Annotated in this window: 8 protein-coding genes and 1 tRNA gene; 5 read left to right on the top strand and 4 right to left on the bottom strand. The window is 66.8% G+C overall.

Annotated features, from left to right (window positions below):
- Window positions 1-234 precede the first annotated feature (234 nt).
- From gltB to F817_RS0111480, 4 genes are all read left to right on the top strand, one after another.
- Entirely contained in the window at window positions 235-4,698 is a 4,464-nt protein-coding gene (gene gltB / locus F817_RS0111495) for a glutamate synthase large subunit (protein ID WP_024327787.1), read from the top strand.
- Window positions 4,699-5,361: 663 nt separating this feature from the next.
- Window positions 5,362-7,149, top strand: coding sequence for a DNA primase (gene dnaG / locus F817_RS0111490; protein ID WP_024327786.1), 1,788 nt, complete (start codon window positions 5,362-5,364; stop codon window positions 7,147-7,149).
- 184 nt (window positions 7,150-7,333) lie between these two features.
- Window positions 7,334-9,244 carry an RNA polymerase sigma factor RpoD gene (gene rpoD, locus F817_RS0111485; RefSeq protein WP_024327785.1) on the top strand — a complete coding sequence of 637 codons (1,911 nt, stop codon included), beginning with the start codon at window positions 7,334-7,336 and terminating at the stop codon, window positions 9,242-9,244.
- A 104-nt stretch (window positions 9,245-9,348) separates the two neighbouring features.
- Window positions 9,349-9,425: transfer RNA gene (locus F817_RS0111480), tRNA-Ile, on the top strand.
- A 215-nt stretch (window positions 9,426-9,640) separates the two neighbouring features.
- Here the strand turns inward: F817_RS0111480 and F817_RS0111475 are convergent.
- From F817_RS0111475 to F817_RS0111460, 4 genes are all read right to left on the bottom strand, one after another.
- Window positions 9,641-10,069 (bottom strand): hypothetical protein, encoded by a 429-nt coding sequence (locus F817_RS0111475; protein ID WP_024327784.1) that lies wholly within the window; start codon window positions 10,067-10,069, stop codon window positions 9,641-9,643.
- Between the two features lie 210 nt (window positions 10,070-10,279).
- On the bottom strand, window positions 10,280-10,987 hold the full coding sequence (locus tag F817_RS0111470; protein WP_024327783.1) for a hypothetical protein: 708 nt from the start codon (window positions 10,985-10,987) through the stop codon (window positions 10,280-10,282).
- A 20-nt stretch (window positions 10,988-11,007) separates the two neighbouring features.
- On the bottom strand, window positions 11,008-13,143 hold the full coding sequence (locus F817_RS0111465) for an adenosylcobalamin-dependent ribonucleoside-diphosphate reductase (protein WP_042799167.1): 2,136 nt from the start codon (window positions 13,141-13,143) through the stop codon (window positions 11,008-11,010).
- Between the two features lie 101 nt (window positions 13,144-13,244).
- Window positions 13,245-13,964 (bottom strand): 2OG-Fe(II) oxygenase, encoded by a 720-nt coding sequence (locus F817_RS0111460; RefSeq protein ID WP_024327781.1) that lies wholly within the window; start codon window positions 13,962-13,964, stop codon window positions 13,245-13,247.
- 628 nt (window positions 13,965-14,592) lie between these two features.
- Between F817_RS0111460 and F817_RS0111455 the strand changes: the two genes are divergently transcribed.
- The gene (locus F817_RS0111455; RefSeq protein ID WP_024327780.1) at window positions 14,593-15,969 is read left to right on the top strand and encodes a VWA domain-containing protein; all 1,377 of its coding nucleotides are present in this window, start codon (window positions 14,593-14,595) and stop codon (window positions 15,967-15,969) included.
- Window positions 15,970-16,198 lie beyond the last annotated feature (229 nt).

Below are 16,198 nucleotides of genomic sequence, written 5' to 3'. Positions count from 1 at the left end.
TCTTCCTGTAAATCGCCCTTCACCTGATTTGTGGCTTCGCGCGGTTCGGAGCGAGCCGCCCTGCCACGCTTAACCTGCGTCGGTGTCGTGTCTTCTTGACCGGCCCCGGTTTGCCGGGAGAATGACGGTTCGGCTATATTCCTGCGCCTTTTTCCGTGTTCTTTTTCCAGGGACGGCCCTGACCAACGTACCGCGCCCGCGTATGGCCCCGCGCGCTGCGACCGGAGTTGACCGATGCGACAGAACCAACTGAACGGCACCCTCTACCGCCCCGAATTCGAGCGCGACAACTGCGGCTTCGGCCTCATTGCGCACATGGACGGCGTAGCCAGCCACTGGGTGGTCGACACCGCGATCAAGGCCCTGGAACGCATGACCCACCGCGGCGCGATCGCCGCCGACGGCAAGACCGGCGACGGCTGCGGGCTCCTGATGAAGACCCCCGAGGCCTTCCTGCGCACCCTCGCCTCCGAGTCGAACATCGAACTGGCCGAGCGCTTCGCCGCCGGCATCGTGTTCATCAACCCGGCCCAGATCGCCGAGACCCGCGCCGCCGTGGAGAGCGCCATCGAGCGCGGCCCGCTCCGGCTTGCCGGCTGGCGCGAGGTGCCGGTCAATCCGGAAGACGCCTGCGGCGCCGAGGCGATGAAGAGCCAGCCGCACATCCTGCAGGTGTTCATCAATGCCCCGGCAGAGATGGACGCGGCCGCCTTCGAACGCGCGCTGTTCGTGGTGCGTCGCCGCGCCGAGATCGCAATGGGCGACGATCCGGTGTTCTACGTGCCCAGCCTGTCGGCGCACGTGCTCTCCTACAAGGGCCTGGTGATGCCGGCCAACCTGCCGGTGTTCTACCCGGACCTGAAGCGCCCGGAACTGGAGACCGCGATCTGCGTGTTCCACCAGCGTTTCTCCACCAACACCTTCCCGCAGTGGGGCCTGGCGCAGCCGTTCCGTTTCCTCGCCCACAACGGCGAGATCAACACCGTGCAGGGCAACCGCAACTGGGCGGTCGCGCGCCAGCACAAATTCGCCACCGAGAAGCTGCCGGAGCTGGCCGAGCTGGAGCCGCTGGTCAACCTCGAAGGCTCGGACTCGCAGAGCCTGGACAACATGCTGGAGGTGCTGCTGGCCGGCGGCATGGACCTGTTCCGCGCGATGCGCCTGCTGGTCCCGCCGGCGTGGCAGAACGTCGCGCACATGGATTCCGACCTGCGCGCGTTCTACGAATACAACTCCATGCACATGGAGCCCTGGGACGGCCCGGCCGGCATCGTGCTGACCGACGGCCGCTACGCCGCCTGCACCCTGGACCGCAATGGCCTGCGCCCGGCGCGCTACGTGATTACCAAGGACCGCCACATCACCCTGGCCTCGGAGATCGGCGTGTATGACTACGCCCCCGGGGACGTGGTCGCCAAGGGGCGCCTGAAGCCCGGCCAGATGCTGGCCGTGGACACCGAATCCGGCGAGCTGTTGCAGCCCGAGGACATCGACCGCATCAACCGCACCCGCCAGCCCTACCGCCAGTGGCTGCGGGCGCACGTCCGGCACCTGAAGAGCCAGCTGGACGACAACCAGCTGTTCTCCGGCGAGCCGATGCCGCCCGAGCGCCTGGAGACCTACGAGAAGCTGTTCGACGTGACCTTCGAGGAGCGCGACCAGATCCTGCGCGTGCTGGCCGAGGCCGGGCAGGAGGCCGTCGGTTCCATGGGTGACGACACGCCGTTCGCGGTGCTCTCCGGCCACACCCGTTCGCTGTTCGACTACTTCCGCCAGCAGTTCGCCCAGGTGACCAACCCGGCGATCGACCCGCTGCGCGAGAGCATCGTGATGTCGCTGGAGACCTGCTTCGGCCGCGAACAGAACCTGTTCGAGGAGACCCCGGACCACGCCCACCGCCTGGTGTCCGACTCCCCGGTGCTGTCCGAGGCCAAGTTCCGCGAGCTGTGCAACCAGACCGAGGACGCCTTCCGCGTCGAGCGCATGGACCTCAACTACGACGTCCACTCCGGCTCGCTGGAGGACGCCGTGAAGGCCCTGACCGCAAACGCGGTCGAGGCCGTGCGCGACGGTGCCGTGGTGCTGGTGCTGTCGGACCGCGGCATCGACCCGGAACGCCGCCCGATCCCGGCCGCGCTGGCCGTGGGCGCGGTGCATCACGCGCTGATCCGCGCCAAACTGCGCACCGACGCCAACATCGTCGCCGAGACCGCCACCGTGCGCGACCCGCACCATTTCGCGGTGCTGCTCGGCTACGGCGCCACCGCGATCTACCCGTATCTGGCGTACTCCGCGCTGCACGGCATGTGCCAGTCCGGCGAGATCCCGAACGCCGACCCGCTGACCCTGGCGCAGAACTACCGCCGCGGCATCAACAAGGGCCTGTTCAAGATCCTGTCGAAGATGGGCATCTCGACCATCGCCAGCTACCGCGGCGCGCAGCTGTTCGAGATCGTCGGCCTGGCCGACGAGGTCGTGGCGACCTGCTTTACCGGCACCACCAGCCGCATCAAGGGCACCCGCTTCGCCGACATCCAGGCGGACCTCGAGACGCTGTCGAAGCGCGCCTGGAACCCGCGCAAGAGCGCCGGTCAGGGCGGCCTGCTGAAGTACGTCCACGGGGGCGAGTACCACGCCTACAACCCGGACGTGATCCAGACCCTGCACCGCGCGGTGCAGTCCGGCGACTACGGCGTCTACAAGGAATACGCGGACCTGGTGAACGAGCGCCCGGTGACCGTACTGCGCGACCTGCTCAAGGTGCGCGACGACATCGAGCCGATCGCGCTGGATGAGGTCGAGTCCGAGGCCGAGATCCTGCCGCGCTTCGACTCCGCCGGCATGAGCCTGGGCGCGCTGTCGCCGGAGGCCCACGAGGCCCTGGCCACCGCGATGAACCGCCTCGGCGGGCGCTCCAACTCCGGCGAGGGCGGCGAGGCCGTCTCCCGCTACGGCACCGAGCGCATGTCCAAGATCAAGCAGGTGGCCTCCGGCCGCTTCGGCGTGACCCCGCACTACCTGGTCAACGCCGAGGTCCTGCAGATCAAGGTGGCCCAGGGCGCCAAGCCCGGCGAGGGCGGCCAGCTGCCGGGGCACAAGGTCAACAAGATGATCGCGGAGCTGCGCTACTCGAATCCGGGCGTGGCCCTGATCTCGCCGCCGCCGCACCACGACATCTACTCCATCGAGGACCTGGCGCAGCTGATCTTCGACCTCAAGCAGGTCAATCCGGATGCGCTGGTCTCGGTGAAGCTGGTCTCCGAAGCCGGGGTCGGCACCATCGCCGCCGGCGTGGCCAAGGCCTACGCCGACCTGATCACCATCTCCGGCTACGACGGCGGGACCGGCGCCAGCCCGCTGACCTCGGTGAAGTACGCCGGCACCCCGTGGGAGCTGGGCCTGACCGAGACCCACGCGACCCTGCGCGGCAACGACCTGCGCGACAAGGTGCGCCTGCAGACCGACGGCGGCCTGAAGACCGGCCTGGACGTGATCAAAGCCGCGATCCTGGGGGCCGAGAGCTTCGGCTTCGGCACCGGTCCGATGGTGGCACTCGGCTGCAAGTACCTGCGCATCTGCCACTTGAACAACTGTGCAACGGGTGTCGCCACGCAGGACAAGGTGCTGCGCATGAACCACTTCATCGGGCTGCCCGAGATGGTCATGCACTACTTCCAGTTCGTCGCCCGCGAGACCCGCGAGTGGATGGCGAAACTGGGTGTGCGCAGCATGACCGACCTGATCGGCCGCACCGATCTGCTGGAGGTCCTGCCGGGGGAGACGCCCAAGCAGCAGCACCTGGACCTGAACGGCCTGCTGGCCAGCGGCGATCTGGCCGACAAGCCGCGCTTCTGCAAGGCGCCGAAGAACGAGCCGTTCGACAAGGGCGAGCTGGCCGAGAAGATGGTCGCGGCGATGCTCGAGGCGATCGAGAGCAAGGCCGGGGGCGAATACCAGTTCGACGTGGCCAACACCGATCGCTCGATCGGCGCCCGCCTGTCCGGCGAGATCGCCAAGCGCCATGGCAACCAGGGCATGTCCGATGCCCCGATCACCGTGCGCATGAAGGGCACGGCCGGGCAGAGCTTCGGCGTCTGGAACGCCGGCGGCCTGCACCTGTACCTGGAGGGTGACGCCAACGACTATGTCGGCAAGGGCATGACCGGCGGCAAGCTGGTGATCCGTCCGCCGGAGGGCTCGAGCTTCGCCAGTCAGGACACCACCATCATGGGTAACACCTGCCTGTATGGCGCGACCGGCGGCAAGCTGTTCGCGGCCGGCCAGTGTGGCGAACGCTTCGGCGTGCGCAATTCCGGCGCGCTCGCCGTGGTGGAAGGCATCGGCGACCACGGCTGCGAGTACATGACCGGCGGCGTGATGGTGGTGCTGGGCAACACCGGCATCAACTTCGGCGCGGGCATGACCGGCGGCTTCGCGTTCGTGCTGGACCGGGAGAACGACTTCCCGGACCGCATCAACAACGAGTTGATCGACCTGCATCGCCTCGACACCGAGGAGATGGAGGCGCACCGCAACTATCTCGAGGAGCTCATCACCGAGTTCGTGCACGAGACGGACAGCGCCTGGGGCCGCGAGATCCTGGAACGCTTCGACGACTACCAGGGCTCGTTCTGGCTGGTGAAGCCCAAGGCCTCGGAACTCCGGGGCCTGCTGGCCAACCTGCGCCAGGCCGCCTGACCCGCCACAGCCGGCGGCACCCCGATTCGGGCCCCTCACGGGGCCCGTTTTGTTTGCGCGCGTAAAAGTCCGTCATTACAGGACCCAACAGGGACCGTGGCAAAGGAGCAGCGCGTAATATCCAGTCCCGCGTCCCGCACCGGAATCGGGGGCCATAGATAACGATTGCTTCGTCGCCTCCGGCTCCTCGCAATGACGGGAGAGCGAAACACCGTCATCGCGAGGAGCGAAGCGACGTGGCGATCTCCACGGGCAACCCCGGCGTCCGCCTTGGAAACCGCCGGGTCTTGCCCCGTCGGCCTAGGGAGACGCTGATCAATGCGCACGTCCGCGTTGGTGCCCCATTTTTCCCGAGACAAGGCGCGCAGCGCAGCGCCGTAGTCATTCTACGGTCAAGCGGCGCAACGCAGGATCGGGGAAAATGGGGCCCAACCCCGAAGGGGCTCGGCCGATTTTGCCCGCTGACCGCGTAGCGGCTCGCTCATGTAGCTCGGCTACACTTCACTCGCCGCGCCTTGTCAGCCCGCAAAGTCGACTCGAGCGCGGACGTGCGCATTGATCAGCGTCTCCCTAGGCGTGCCGCAATGACGTGTTGCGGCCCGACGCCGGGCTATCATGCGAACCTGACGACGAGCACACCCCCGAGGAACACCCCGCGACACCATGGCAGGCCTCATCCCCCAGGCGTTCATCGACGAGCTGCTCGAGCGCAGCGACATCGTCGAAGTCATCCAGCGTCGCGTCAGCCTGAAGAAGGCCGGACGCGAGTTCGCGGCTTGCTGCCCGTTCCACGGCGAGAAGACGCCATCTTTCTACGTCTCCCCGCAAAAGCAGTTCTATCACTGCTTCGGCTGCGGGGCGCACGGCACGGCCATCAGCTTCCTGATGGAGTACGAGAACCTGAGCTTTCCCGAGGCGGTCGAGCAGCTGGCCGAGCAGGCCGGGCTCGAGGTCCCGCGCGAGGCCGGGGGCTCCGAGCAGCCCGAAGCCCACGCGCCACTGTATGACGCGCTGAATGCCGCCGCCGAGTACTACGTGCAGCAGCTGCGCCAGACGCCGAAGGCGGTGGATTACCTGAAAAAGCGCGGCATCGACGGCACGACCGCACGCGATTACCAGATCGGCTGGGCTCCGCCGTCGGGCCTGATCGAGGTGCTGAAGCCGCACTTCACCCCGCAGCAGCTGGTGGATGCCGGGCTGGCCGCGCGGCGCGACGACGGCGGCATCCGCGAGCGCTTCCGCGCCCGCATCATGTTCCCGATCCGCGACCGGCGCGGGCGCATCACCGGCTTCGGCGGGCGCCTGATCGAGGACGGTGAGCCGAAATACCTGAACAGTCCGGAGAGCGAGGTCTTCCACAAGGGCCAGGTCATCTACGGCCTGTTCGAGGCACGCAAGGCCAACACCCGTCTGGACGACATCGTGGTGGTCGAGGGCTACATGGACGTGGTCGGGCTGGCACGCGCCGGCTTCCGCCGCGCGGTGGCCTGCATGGGCACCGCCCTCACCCGCGCCCACCTGGACAGCCTGTTCCGCCAGGTCTCGCGCATCACCCTGTGCTTCGACGGCGATGCCGCCGGCCGCCGCGCCGCCTGGCGCTCCCTGGGCGAGGCCCTGCCCGCGATCCAGGGCCTGCGCGAGGTGCGCGTGCTGTTCCTGCCGGAGGGCGACGACCCCGACAGCCTGGTACTGCGAGACGGGCTGGCCGGCTGGGAGGAACGCCTGGCCAGCGCCCTCCCGCTGTCCGAAACCCTGGTGCGGCTGCTGCGCGAGGAACATCCGACCGATACCGCCGAGGGCCGCACCCGCTTCGCCCACGCGGCGATGAAGTTGGTCGCCACCGCCCGCGATCCGCTATTCCGCGACCAGCTGGTCGAACGCATCGGACAGGAAACCGGACTGAGCCACGAGCGCCTGGAACAGGTCCTGGCCGAACAACCACCCGGGCCCGCCCGTGGGATCGACCCGTATGCGGGCGGCGAGCTCCCGGCCCCATCCGGCGGCGCCCACGCACCTGCGGGTGGGGGGGAAAGCCCCCCGGCGCTGTGGGGCGCCCTGCTGGCCCGCGTGCTGCAACACCCGGAGCTGGACTGGTCCGAACCCGAGTTCCGCCAGCTGGTCGAACTGCCCGGCGTGGCTGCGACGACGCTGCGCGAACTCCTCGCGGCCCTGGACGAGAACCCCGAACGGCATACCGCCGGCCTGCTGGAACGCTTCCGCGACCAGCGCCACTTCCAGCGACTGATGGCCCTGGCCCACCAGACGCTGGACGACGGCGAGGTGGCTGTCACCCGGCAGACGGCCCTCGACTGCGCCCGGCAGCTCCTGCGCCAGCACTATCGTTCGCGAATTCGTGAACTGACACGCCCCGGAACCGAACTCGGGACGGAACAACGCGCCGAGCTCGCTCGTCTTACCGGGCAGCTGCAGAAATTCGACACGCCACGATAGCCCTCCAGGCCCTTGAAGTGGCGGCATTTGCCCGCACTGTTGCAGTCAGCGGAACCGCCTCACACGGCGCTCGCGGCATGCCCTTGACCGCAAATTATGTCGGGCAGCCAGCAATATAAGAATCTTCTGCTACAATGTAGGATTAATTTTTGGCCGACTCGACTTCCCTCGGAGTGCTACCGCAATGAATCGTGAAGAGCAGCAATCCCAGCTCAAGGAACTGATTGCCAAGGGCAAGGAGCAGGGATACCTCACGTATACCGAGGTGAATGACCACCTGCCCGATTCGATCATCGACTCCGACCAGGTCGAGGACATCATCGCGATGATCAACGACATGGGCATCGCGGTGCACGAGCAGGCCCCGGACGCCGACAGCCTGCTGCTGTCCGACGGCTCCGTCTCCGCCGACGAGGACGCCGAGGATGCCGTGGCCGCGCTGGCCTCCGCCGACAGCGACTTCGGCCGCACCACCGACCCCGTGCGCATGTACATGCGCGAGATGGGTACGGTCGAGCTGCTGACCCGTGAGGGCGAGATCCGCATCGCCAAGCGTATCGAGGAGGGCCTGATGCAGGTCCTGTTCGCGCTGGCCCATCACCCGGGCGCGATCGAGCGACTGATCCACGAGTACGACCAGATCGTCGAAAACAACGGCCGCCTGACCGACCTCGTGGTCTCGTTCATCGACCCGAACGACCACGCCAATGGCGAGGCCGTCGCCCGTGGCCTGGTCACGCCGGAACAGGCCCAGAAGGCCCAGGACGAGCAGAAGGCCGCCGCCGCGGCAGCCGCCGAGCAGCAGGCCAGCGCCGAACTGGATGCCATCGTCGACGAGGTGGAAGACGCCGAGGAAGACGAAGAGGCTGCCGAGCCGGTCGACACCGGCCCGGATCCGGAAGAAGCGCGCGAACGCTTCGAGAAGCTGCGCAAGCTGCACGCCAAGGCGCACAAGGCCTTCGAAAAGGGCAACCGCGAGGCCTATGCCGTCGCGCGCGAGGCCACCGCCAAGTACTTCATGGAGTTCAAGCTGGTGCCGCGCATGGTCGACCAGCTGACCACCCAGCTGCACGGCAGCATCGACCAGATCCGCCGCCACGAGCGTCGCATCATGGCGCTGGCCGTGGAGCAGTCCCAGATGCCGCGCAAGGCCTTCATCGACAGTTTCCCCAAGAACGAGACCAATCTCGACTGGATCAAGGAAGCCTGCAAGGCCAAGGGCAAGTACACCACCGCCCTCGCCGAGCACGAGGACGAGATCGTACGCCTGCAGAAGAAGCTCGCCGAGATCGAGCACGAGGCCAGCCTGAACATCTCCGAGATCAAGGAGATCAATCGCCGCATGTCCATCGGCGAGGCCAAGGCACGCCGCGCGAAGAAGGAGATGGTCGAGGCCAACCTGCGTCTGGTGATCTCCATCGCCAAGAAGTACACCAACCGCGGCCTGCAGTTCCTCGACCTGATCCAGGAAGGCAACATCGGCCTGATGAAGGCCGTGGACAAGTTCGAATACCGCCGCGGCTACAAGTTCTCGACCTACGCCACCTGGTGGATTCGCCAGGCGATCACCCGCTCCATCGCGGACCAGGCCCGGACCATCCGCATCCCGGTGCACATGATCGAGACGATCAACAAGCTCAACCGTGTCTCCCGCCAGATGCTGCAGGAGATGGGCCGCGAGGCCACACCGGAAGAGCTGGCCGAGCGCATGGAGATGCCCGAAGACAAGATCCGCAAGGTGCTCAAGATCTCCAAGGAGCCGATCTCCATGGAGACCCCGATCGGCGACGACGAAGACTCGCATCTGGGCGACTTCATCGAGGACGAGAAGGTCGCCTCGCCGTCCGACTCCGCCGCGCAGGAGAGCCTCACCGAGGCCACCCGCGAGATCCTGTCCACGCTGACCCCGCGCGAGGCCAAGGTCCTGCGCATGCGCTTCGGTATCGACATGAACACTGACCACACCCTCGAGGAGGTCGGCAAGCAGTTCGACGTCACCCGCGAGCGCATCCGCCAGATCGAGGCCAAGGCCCTGCGCAAACTGCGCCACCCGACCCGCGCCGAACTGCTGCGCACCTACACCGACGCCGAGTAACCGGTGTCCCGGCCGCACGGCCGGAACCTGCCCTGCCGCTGCGGCGCCATCCCTGCCTTTCCGGGTAGAATGGCGCCGCAGTCGTTTGTACCCTCCCCGAATACGGGCCTGTAGCTCAGTTGGTTAGAGCAGGGGACTCATAATCCCTTGGTCGTCGGTTCGAGTCCGACCGGGCCCACCACTCGCTTGCGCGCCTGCCGGCGTACGCCGTTCCGGCCTCGTGAAGCCGTGCTTCGCGCCGCTACGCGGCCGGCCTCCACCCAACCGGCCCCCACCAGTCCAATCCGAGATTTACGGGAAGGCGACAGCACAAGGCCGTCCCTGAAACAAGCAGACATACATCCATGTTCGTCTGCACGCCCCCCTGCGGCGGCGACCCCGCGCGGGGTGTTGCGCTCAGGCCGCGTCGGCGGTGATGAGGCCGCGCTGGAGGTCGACGGTGATCCGTTGACCTTCGATGACCGTGGCGCAGGCTAGCAGGAAGATCTCCACGAACTCGTTGCGCTGTTCCTCCGGCATCTCCGAGGAGGTATTGGAACCATTGAAGGTGCCGAACATGGTGTCGTGGGCACCCGCCGAGTACAGGATCAGTCGCTGCATGGCGGCCTGGTCGTCCGGCGATGGCGCGGCGGTATCCAGGACCGGCTCGTCCAGCTTCTGCTTGATGGTGGAATAGAGATGAAATAGATATTCCGCCGCGCTCTGGCGCCCCCGCCGATCCTGCAGGGTGAAGTCGGCCGAGACCGCCTGGCCACTGCGGGCACGCAGCACGATGTGCTTGGGTTCAGGCTGATCGTCGGCGTACGGGTTCAGGATGTTGGCCACGATGTCTCCAGAGCGGAATGGACGAGCCGGGGAGACTACGAGACCCCCTTAGAGATTTCCACGGCGGCCCCGTATGCCGAGGGGTTATCCATTCGGGTGTGTACGCAACAAGGGCCAAGAGACGCTTCGATCGATGATCCATCACGTGTCGGAGTCGGATGGCTCGGTTCGGTCGCGGGTGTCATACAGGGCGGCCCTCCACCAAGGGACCTAGCACTTCGAGTAACCGCAGTCGCGGCAGGTGGGACAGCTGTCGATGATTTCCAGATGGCCGCCGCACTGCGGGCAGAAGGACGAACCCATCGGCCCAGACAGCGGCGAATCCCAAGTAAGAACACCCGCCGGCCGAGTGCCCCGAGCCTTGTCTTGGTAGGCGGCGGCCAACTCGCGTAGCGGGCGCGGGTGTCCGTCCGAGTCGAGGAAGCCGCGACGCTGGAGTATCCGCTGCAGGGCGTGCGCAATGGCGGCGACCTCGGAGGGGTGATAGAGGGGCTTGCCGTAGTCGTTGGTGCCGCTACGGACCGGGCCGCGGTCCCAGGTGACCTTCCGCAGGTCGCGCAGGGCGCGGGCGGCGTAGCCACCACGGGCCGCCAGCGACAGGCTGCGCATGGTGGCGGATATCCACTGATAGGACTCGGAGTGCTGCCCGGTGGGCAGGAAGAATTCGATGGGGCGCTCGATGGTCACGGTCTCGCCGTCCACCGTGCCGGAGACGGCCACGAAGCTGACCACCAGGTACACCGTTTGCGGCCCGTCCTGGGTCCAGTAGCGCACCTTCTCGGTGATCGACTCGAGCTCGCCCTCGGGGCGCGACGGGATACGCTTGCCGAGCGGATTGTCGTCGCCCGCCGGGGCACTCTCCCCGGCCGCCGCATCCGAGCGGCGAAAGGCGATGATGGGCTGGTCGATCCGGTGCATCGTTTTCTCCCCGACGACGTCTAGACGTCGTCGTAGTAGCCCTCGTCCAGCGCGGCGAAGAGGTTGGCGGCGGTGTGCACCTGTCCCTCGTACTCCACCTCTTCATCGCCACGCAGGGTCACCTCCTGGCCGTCCGCCAGGGTGAAGGTGTACCAGGTGCTGCGCAGGCGTTCCGGGTCCACCAGAACACCCATCTGCGCCTGCGGGTTCGGCCGGTAGGTGGTGCAGCCCTTGAGCCCCGCGCGCCAGGCCTGCAGGTAGACCTCCTGAAAATCCTCGAACGGGAACTCGCTCGGGACATTGAGCGTCTTGGAGATGGCCGAGTCCACCCACGGCTGTGCGGCGGCCTGCATGCGGATGTGGGCATCCACACTGACCCGGTCCGCCGTGATCGCGCGGGCGGGCAGATCCTCCGGTCCCGCCTCGGCATCCACCAGCGCCCGGTACGCCAGCAGTTCGTAGGAGTAGCAGTCCACGGCCTCGCGGGTACGCCGCCCGGGGCGACGGATGTTGCGCGTGGTGTGGTGGAGAAAGGTTGGCTCGATGCCATTGCTCGCGTTATTGGCAACCGAAAAGCTGATGGTGCCGGTGGGCGCGATGGAGGTGGCGTGGGTAAAACGCGCGCCCTCCTCGGCCAGTGCCGCGACCAGCGCCGGGTCTTCCTCGGCGATGCGCTGCATGTAGGGGCTGAAGCGGGCATGCAGCGCCCGCCCCTTCAGCACGTCGCCCATCTGGTAGCCGGCCTCGGCGAGAGCCGGCTGCCGCCGCAGCATGTCCGCGGTCAGCGTGAAGTCCTCGTCCATGATCGGCGCCGGGCCCTTTTCGCGCGCCAGCTCCAGTCCGGCCCGCCAGCTCTCCAGCGCCAGGCGGCGACAGACCTCTGCGGTGAAGTCAGCGGCCGCCTCGGAGCCGTAGGTCTCCCCCAGCATCGCCAGCGCCGAACCGAGCCCGAGGATGCCCATGCCGTGGCGGCGCTTGCGCAGCATCTCGGCGCGCTGCTCCGGCAGCGGCAGCCCGGAGATGTCCGCGACGTTGTCCAGCATGCGCGTGAACACGCGCACCACCCGCTCGAAGCGTTCCCAGTCGAATGCGGCGTCTTCGGTGAACGGACCGGAGACGAAGCCCGTCAGGTTCACCGACCCCAGCAGGCAGGCCCCGTCCGGCGGCAGCGGCTCCTCGCCGCAGGGGTTGGTCGCGCGGATGACCTCGTCGAACCAGGCATTGTTCTGCCGATTGACCTGATCGATCAGGATGACGCCGGGTTCGCCAACGTCATAGGTGCTTCGCATCAGCGTGTCCCACAGCTCGCGGGCGCGCACGCGGCGATAGACACGGCAGGCGACCCGGCCCTGGTCGTCGACGCGGTAGCCGTCCTCGACCACCGGCCAGTCGCGATAGACGAGATCGGATGCGGGCACTCTGTCGTGCTCGACAGGCAGCAGCGGGAAGGCGAGCGCCCATTCGTCGTCGCGCTCCACGGCCTCCAGAAAGGCATCGCGCACCAGCACGGACAGGTTGAACTGGGTCAGCCGCCCCTTGCGGCGCTTGGCGCGGATGAAGCGCTCGATGTCCGGGTGGCCGATATCCAGCGTTGCCATCTGCGCCCCGCGGCGCCCGCCGGCCGCACCGATGGTCCGACAGGTCTGGTCGAAGATCTGCATGAAGGCAACCGGGCCGTTGGTCGGGGCCCCGGCGCCCGCCACCAGCGCGCCCTTCGGGCGCAGGGTGCTGAAGTCGTAGCCGATGCCAGCCCCGGCCTTCAGCGTCAGGCCGGCAGCGGTATTAGCCTCGAGAATGGCCTGCAGCGAGTCACGGATCGTGCGCGAGACCGTACAGTTGATCAGTGTGGTGTGCGGCTTGAACGCCTCGGCCGCGGCATTGGCCAGGATGCGCCCGGCCGGGATGGCGCCGTTGGCCAGCGCCCAGCGAAAGTCCTGCTCGACGTGCGCGCGCTTCTCCGGCGCCTCCACCGCGGACAGCGCCCGAGCCACCCGGTCGAACATCGCCCCCATCGAGGCGTCCACCGGCTCGCCATGTGCATCGCGCAGCTGATAGCGCTCGGCCCAGATCGAAGCCGAGGACGCCTGCAGGGGCACGTCGGGCAACGTGTCCCGGAGGGGTGTCGGCTTGTCCTGCGATTGCCAGCTGTCGCCCATGATGGCCCGCCGCTCCGCGTTCGATCCGGGGCTTCAGGAAGCCCGTTCTCCGATCATGGGCGCCGGCGCCGGACGCTGCAAGGCAGCGCCGACGACATCCATCAGAAGCGGTCGAGGCTGGCGAGCGGGTTCGACAGGTCGCGGATACGCATCCAGGAGGCGATGCTGGCGCGCCAGCGACGGGTGGGCAGCACCGCGTGGGGCACCGTCTGGCTGAGGAACATCACCAGCGTCCCCGCCCGCGGCTGGATGCGGCGGATCTCGCATCCATCGCGGTCGTAGATCGCGAGCTGGCCGCCATCGCGTTCGCGCCAGTGGCGATTCAGGTAGAACACCAGCGACAGGCGGCGGCAGTTGCCGGCCTGGAAGGCATCCACGTGCCGGGCGTAATGCGTGCCGGGCGGGTACAGCGCGAAGTGCGATTCCGTCTCGAACAGGCCCGGGATCAAGGATCGGCTCGCCTGCAGCCGGATCTCGTCCAGGCGCGCCATGAACACCTGCTGGCCGGGGCTCGCACCATCCAGCCAGTGAATCCAGTCGCCGCGTGTGGACCGGTCGCGATGACGTTCCCCGGCACGCCCGATCCGCGCCTGCTCCAGCCGCGCCGTATCCCGTAGCGCATACACCTCGTCGCGCAGGGCGTCGACCGTCGCCACGGGCAGGAAATCGGGCCAGACGAATAACTGATCGCGCGCCAGGGCATCCAGCCAGCCATCCGGCTCGCGGGTTCCGGGGAACGCACCATCCGACGGCCCCGGCAGGCAGGCCGGATCGATCTCGGTCGGGGATGGCCACTCGGGCCGTGGGAGAGGCAGATTCACGTGCAGGGGTCGTCCATTCGGGCCGCCGTGGCGGCACGCAGGCAAGTGCCTGCCGAAGCAATATACCGGGAACGAGCCCCTGCGCAAGCCCCTTTCGGAGCGTCCTGCCCCGGCCCGCTCAGTGCGTCGGGAAACCGCCGGCACCCAGGTGCTGACGCAGGGCGGCCTGAGCCGACGACCAACCGAACATGGCCGCCGCACTTCTGCACCACGTGACACACAACCTCCAGCGCTTCGTGCTGGTATTCGGGGCTGTACCGTTTGCGCTGCGTGATGAACACGCCTTCGGCCCAGCATGGGCCTTCTCGCGAGTGTCCGCTTTAACCGGGTAAGTCCATGTTTCACGGGCATCCCGGTGCGTTAACGAGGGGGTAACGGGGGGCCTTCCACGGCGTTCATTCATCACTATTCTTGGGCAGAAGGGAGCCCTCCGGACGAAAGGGGTTCCGGCGCGGCCGGGGCGCCTATGTTCGGCACCGCACGGACCCAGTTCTCGTTCTTCCACTAGATTTTTTCCGTAATCAGGTTCCCGGCGGACAACCCGCCGCGCCGTCTGACCGTTCCCGGCACCCGCAACCCTTGCAGGGCGCCGACCCGGTCACCCGCCCATCGATGGAGAAACAAAGCCATGACGCTTGAATACGGAAAGTCCCGACTCCTGGTACCAGCCCTGCTGGCTGCGTCGCTTGGCCTGAGTGGCTGCGGCGGCGGGGGCGGGGGTGATGCCGGCGGTGGCGGCGGCGGTGGCAACACGCCAGAAACCGGGATCACGGTGGTACCGGAGCGTTTCGATTTCGGGATCATGACGGAAGGCAACGAGGATCACGTGCTCCCTCGCCAGTTCATCATCCGCAACGAGGGAGCGACGTCCCACAACATCTCGAGCATAAATCTGTTCGGGCGCGACCCACGCCAGTTTCGTCTGGACGACTCGGGCGGCAATGCCCCCTGTGGTGCGCCCCCGTTTGACCTCCCCGCCGGCGGCAGCTGCACCGTTGAGGTCGAATTTGAACCACGGAGTTTCAGCACACCCGAGGACCCATTCGAGGCCCTGTTGATCGCGCAGAGCGATAACCCCAACACCCCCGCGGTCGGGGGCACTGTAGCCGGGACCTACGAACCAGTCGACGAGATCTTCGTCACCGTCAATCAGGTCAATGCCTGCGCCCTTAATGGCCCTCAAGCCTTCGTGTCCGTCACCGACCAGGGGGGGTTCCCAATCTCGAACCTGCGCACTGAAGCTTTCACTCTTGTAGAACTCGGATCCGGGGAGCTCAAGGTCGATCATGTCGGACACGTCGCCGACATCGGCCTCTCTCTCAGCATCGCGATGGACTACAGCGGCAGTATCACCGATCTCCCCGATGCTGTAGACAACATGGAGGCGGGCGCGACGTTGCTGGTGAACGAGATGAAAGCCAACGATGACGCGGACATCATCAAGTACGCCAACGAGGTCAAGCCAATGACCGAGTATTTCACTTCCGACCAGGACATACTGCAGGACGCGATCGACGATCCACCCGGCCTCGACAGAGATACCGCGTTCTACGCCGCAACCGAGGAAGCCATCGAGCGATTCGGAACGAAGAAAAGCACCCACGACAGGAAGGCCGTCATCACCCTGACCGACGGCGAAGATACTTTTGTTGACGACACGGAAGCCGCGCGGAAGGCCGCACTGGATGCCACTATCGATCAGGCCCTAGGGGCGGATATCCCCGTCTTCACGATCGGGTTCGGCCCATTCATACAGATAGCTGAACTACAAAGGCTCGCGGACGAGACCGGCGGCTTGTTCTACGAGCCGCCAGGTGACGCCAACCTCCAGCAGGTCTTTCAGCAATTGGCCAGCCTGCTCTTCGAGGATCAATATGTGATCGACTTCAGCGGCCTCTCAGATAACGAAGGATCCTCACTTGAGGTCGCGGTAGCGTACGACGATAAGTACAATGAGACGCGCGCCGGCGAAGGGATCAAGCCCATCCAGGCTTGTCAGCAGTAATCGTTATTGCATCGAAAGCCATTTTCGGTGCGGAGACGGCGCTCGTTGCAGAAGCCGACGATGTCGTTGGTGATATCCGTCATCCAGGCCGCGCTCGGGCGCGATGGATGGAGCGTCGGGTCCAGGTGGCTCCACTCCACCGGCCGGCGCGGCCTCATCCCATGGTCGTCAGGACGAACGCCCACTTCCAGACCGGGCGCGGGGCGTCATTCGGGAACCCGGAAGCCGC

Origin of the sequence: Thioalkalivibrio sp. AKL19 (genome assembly GCF_000420165.1) — a bacterium.
GTDB lineage: Bacteria > Pseudomonadota > Gammaproteobacteria > Ectothiorhodospirales > Ectothiorhodospiraceae > Thioalkalivibrio.
The sequence above is the reverse complement of the archived record's forward strand: the minus strand, read 5'-3'. Positions and strand labels throughout refer to the sequence as shown.

What these genes read in the sequence shown, in the direction of transcription:
- gltB (WP_024327787.1), top strand. Translation starts at nt 235, where the DNA reads ATGCGACAGAACCAACTGAACGGCACCCTCTACCGCCCCGAATTCGAG.
- dnaG (WP_024327786.1), top strand. Translation starts at nt 5,362, where the DNA reads ATGGCAGGCCTCATCCCCCAGGCGTTCATCGACGAGCTGCTCGAGCGC.
- rpoD (WP_024327785.1), top strand. Translation starts at nt 7,334, where the DNA reads ATGAATCGTGAAGAGCAGCAATCCCAGCTCAAGGAACTGATTGCCAAG.
- F817_RS0111470 (WP_024327783.1), bottom strand. Translation starts at nt 10,987, where the DNA reads ATGCACCGGATCGACCAGCCCATCATCGCCTTTCGCCGCTCGGATGCG.
- F817_RS0111465 (WP_042799167.1), bottom strand. Translation starts at nt 13,143, where the DNA reads ATGGGCGACAGCTGGCAATCGCAGGACAAGCCGACACCCCTCCGGGAC.
- F817_RS0111455 (WP_024327780.1), top strand. Translation starts at nt 14,593, where the DNA reads ATGACGCTTGAATACGGAAAGTCCCGACTCCTGGTACCAGCCCTGCTG.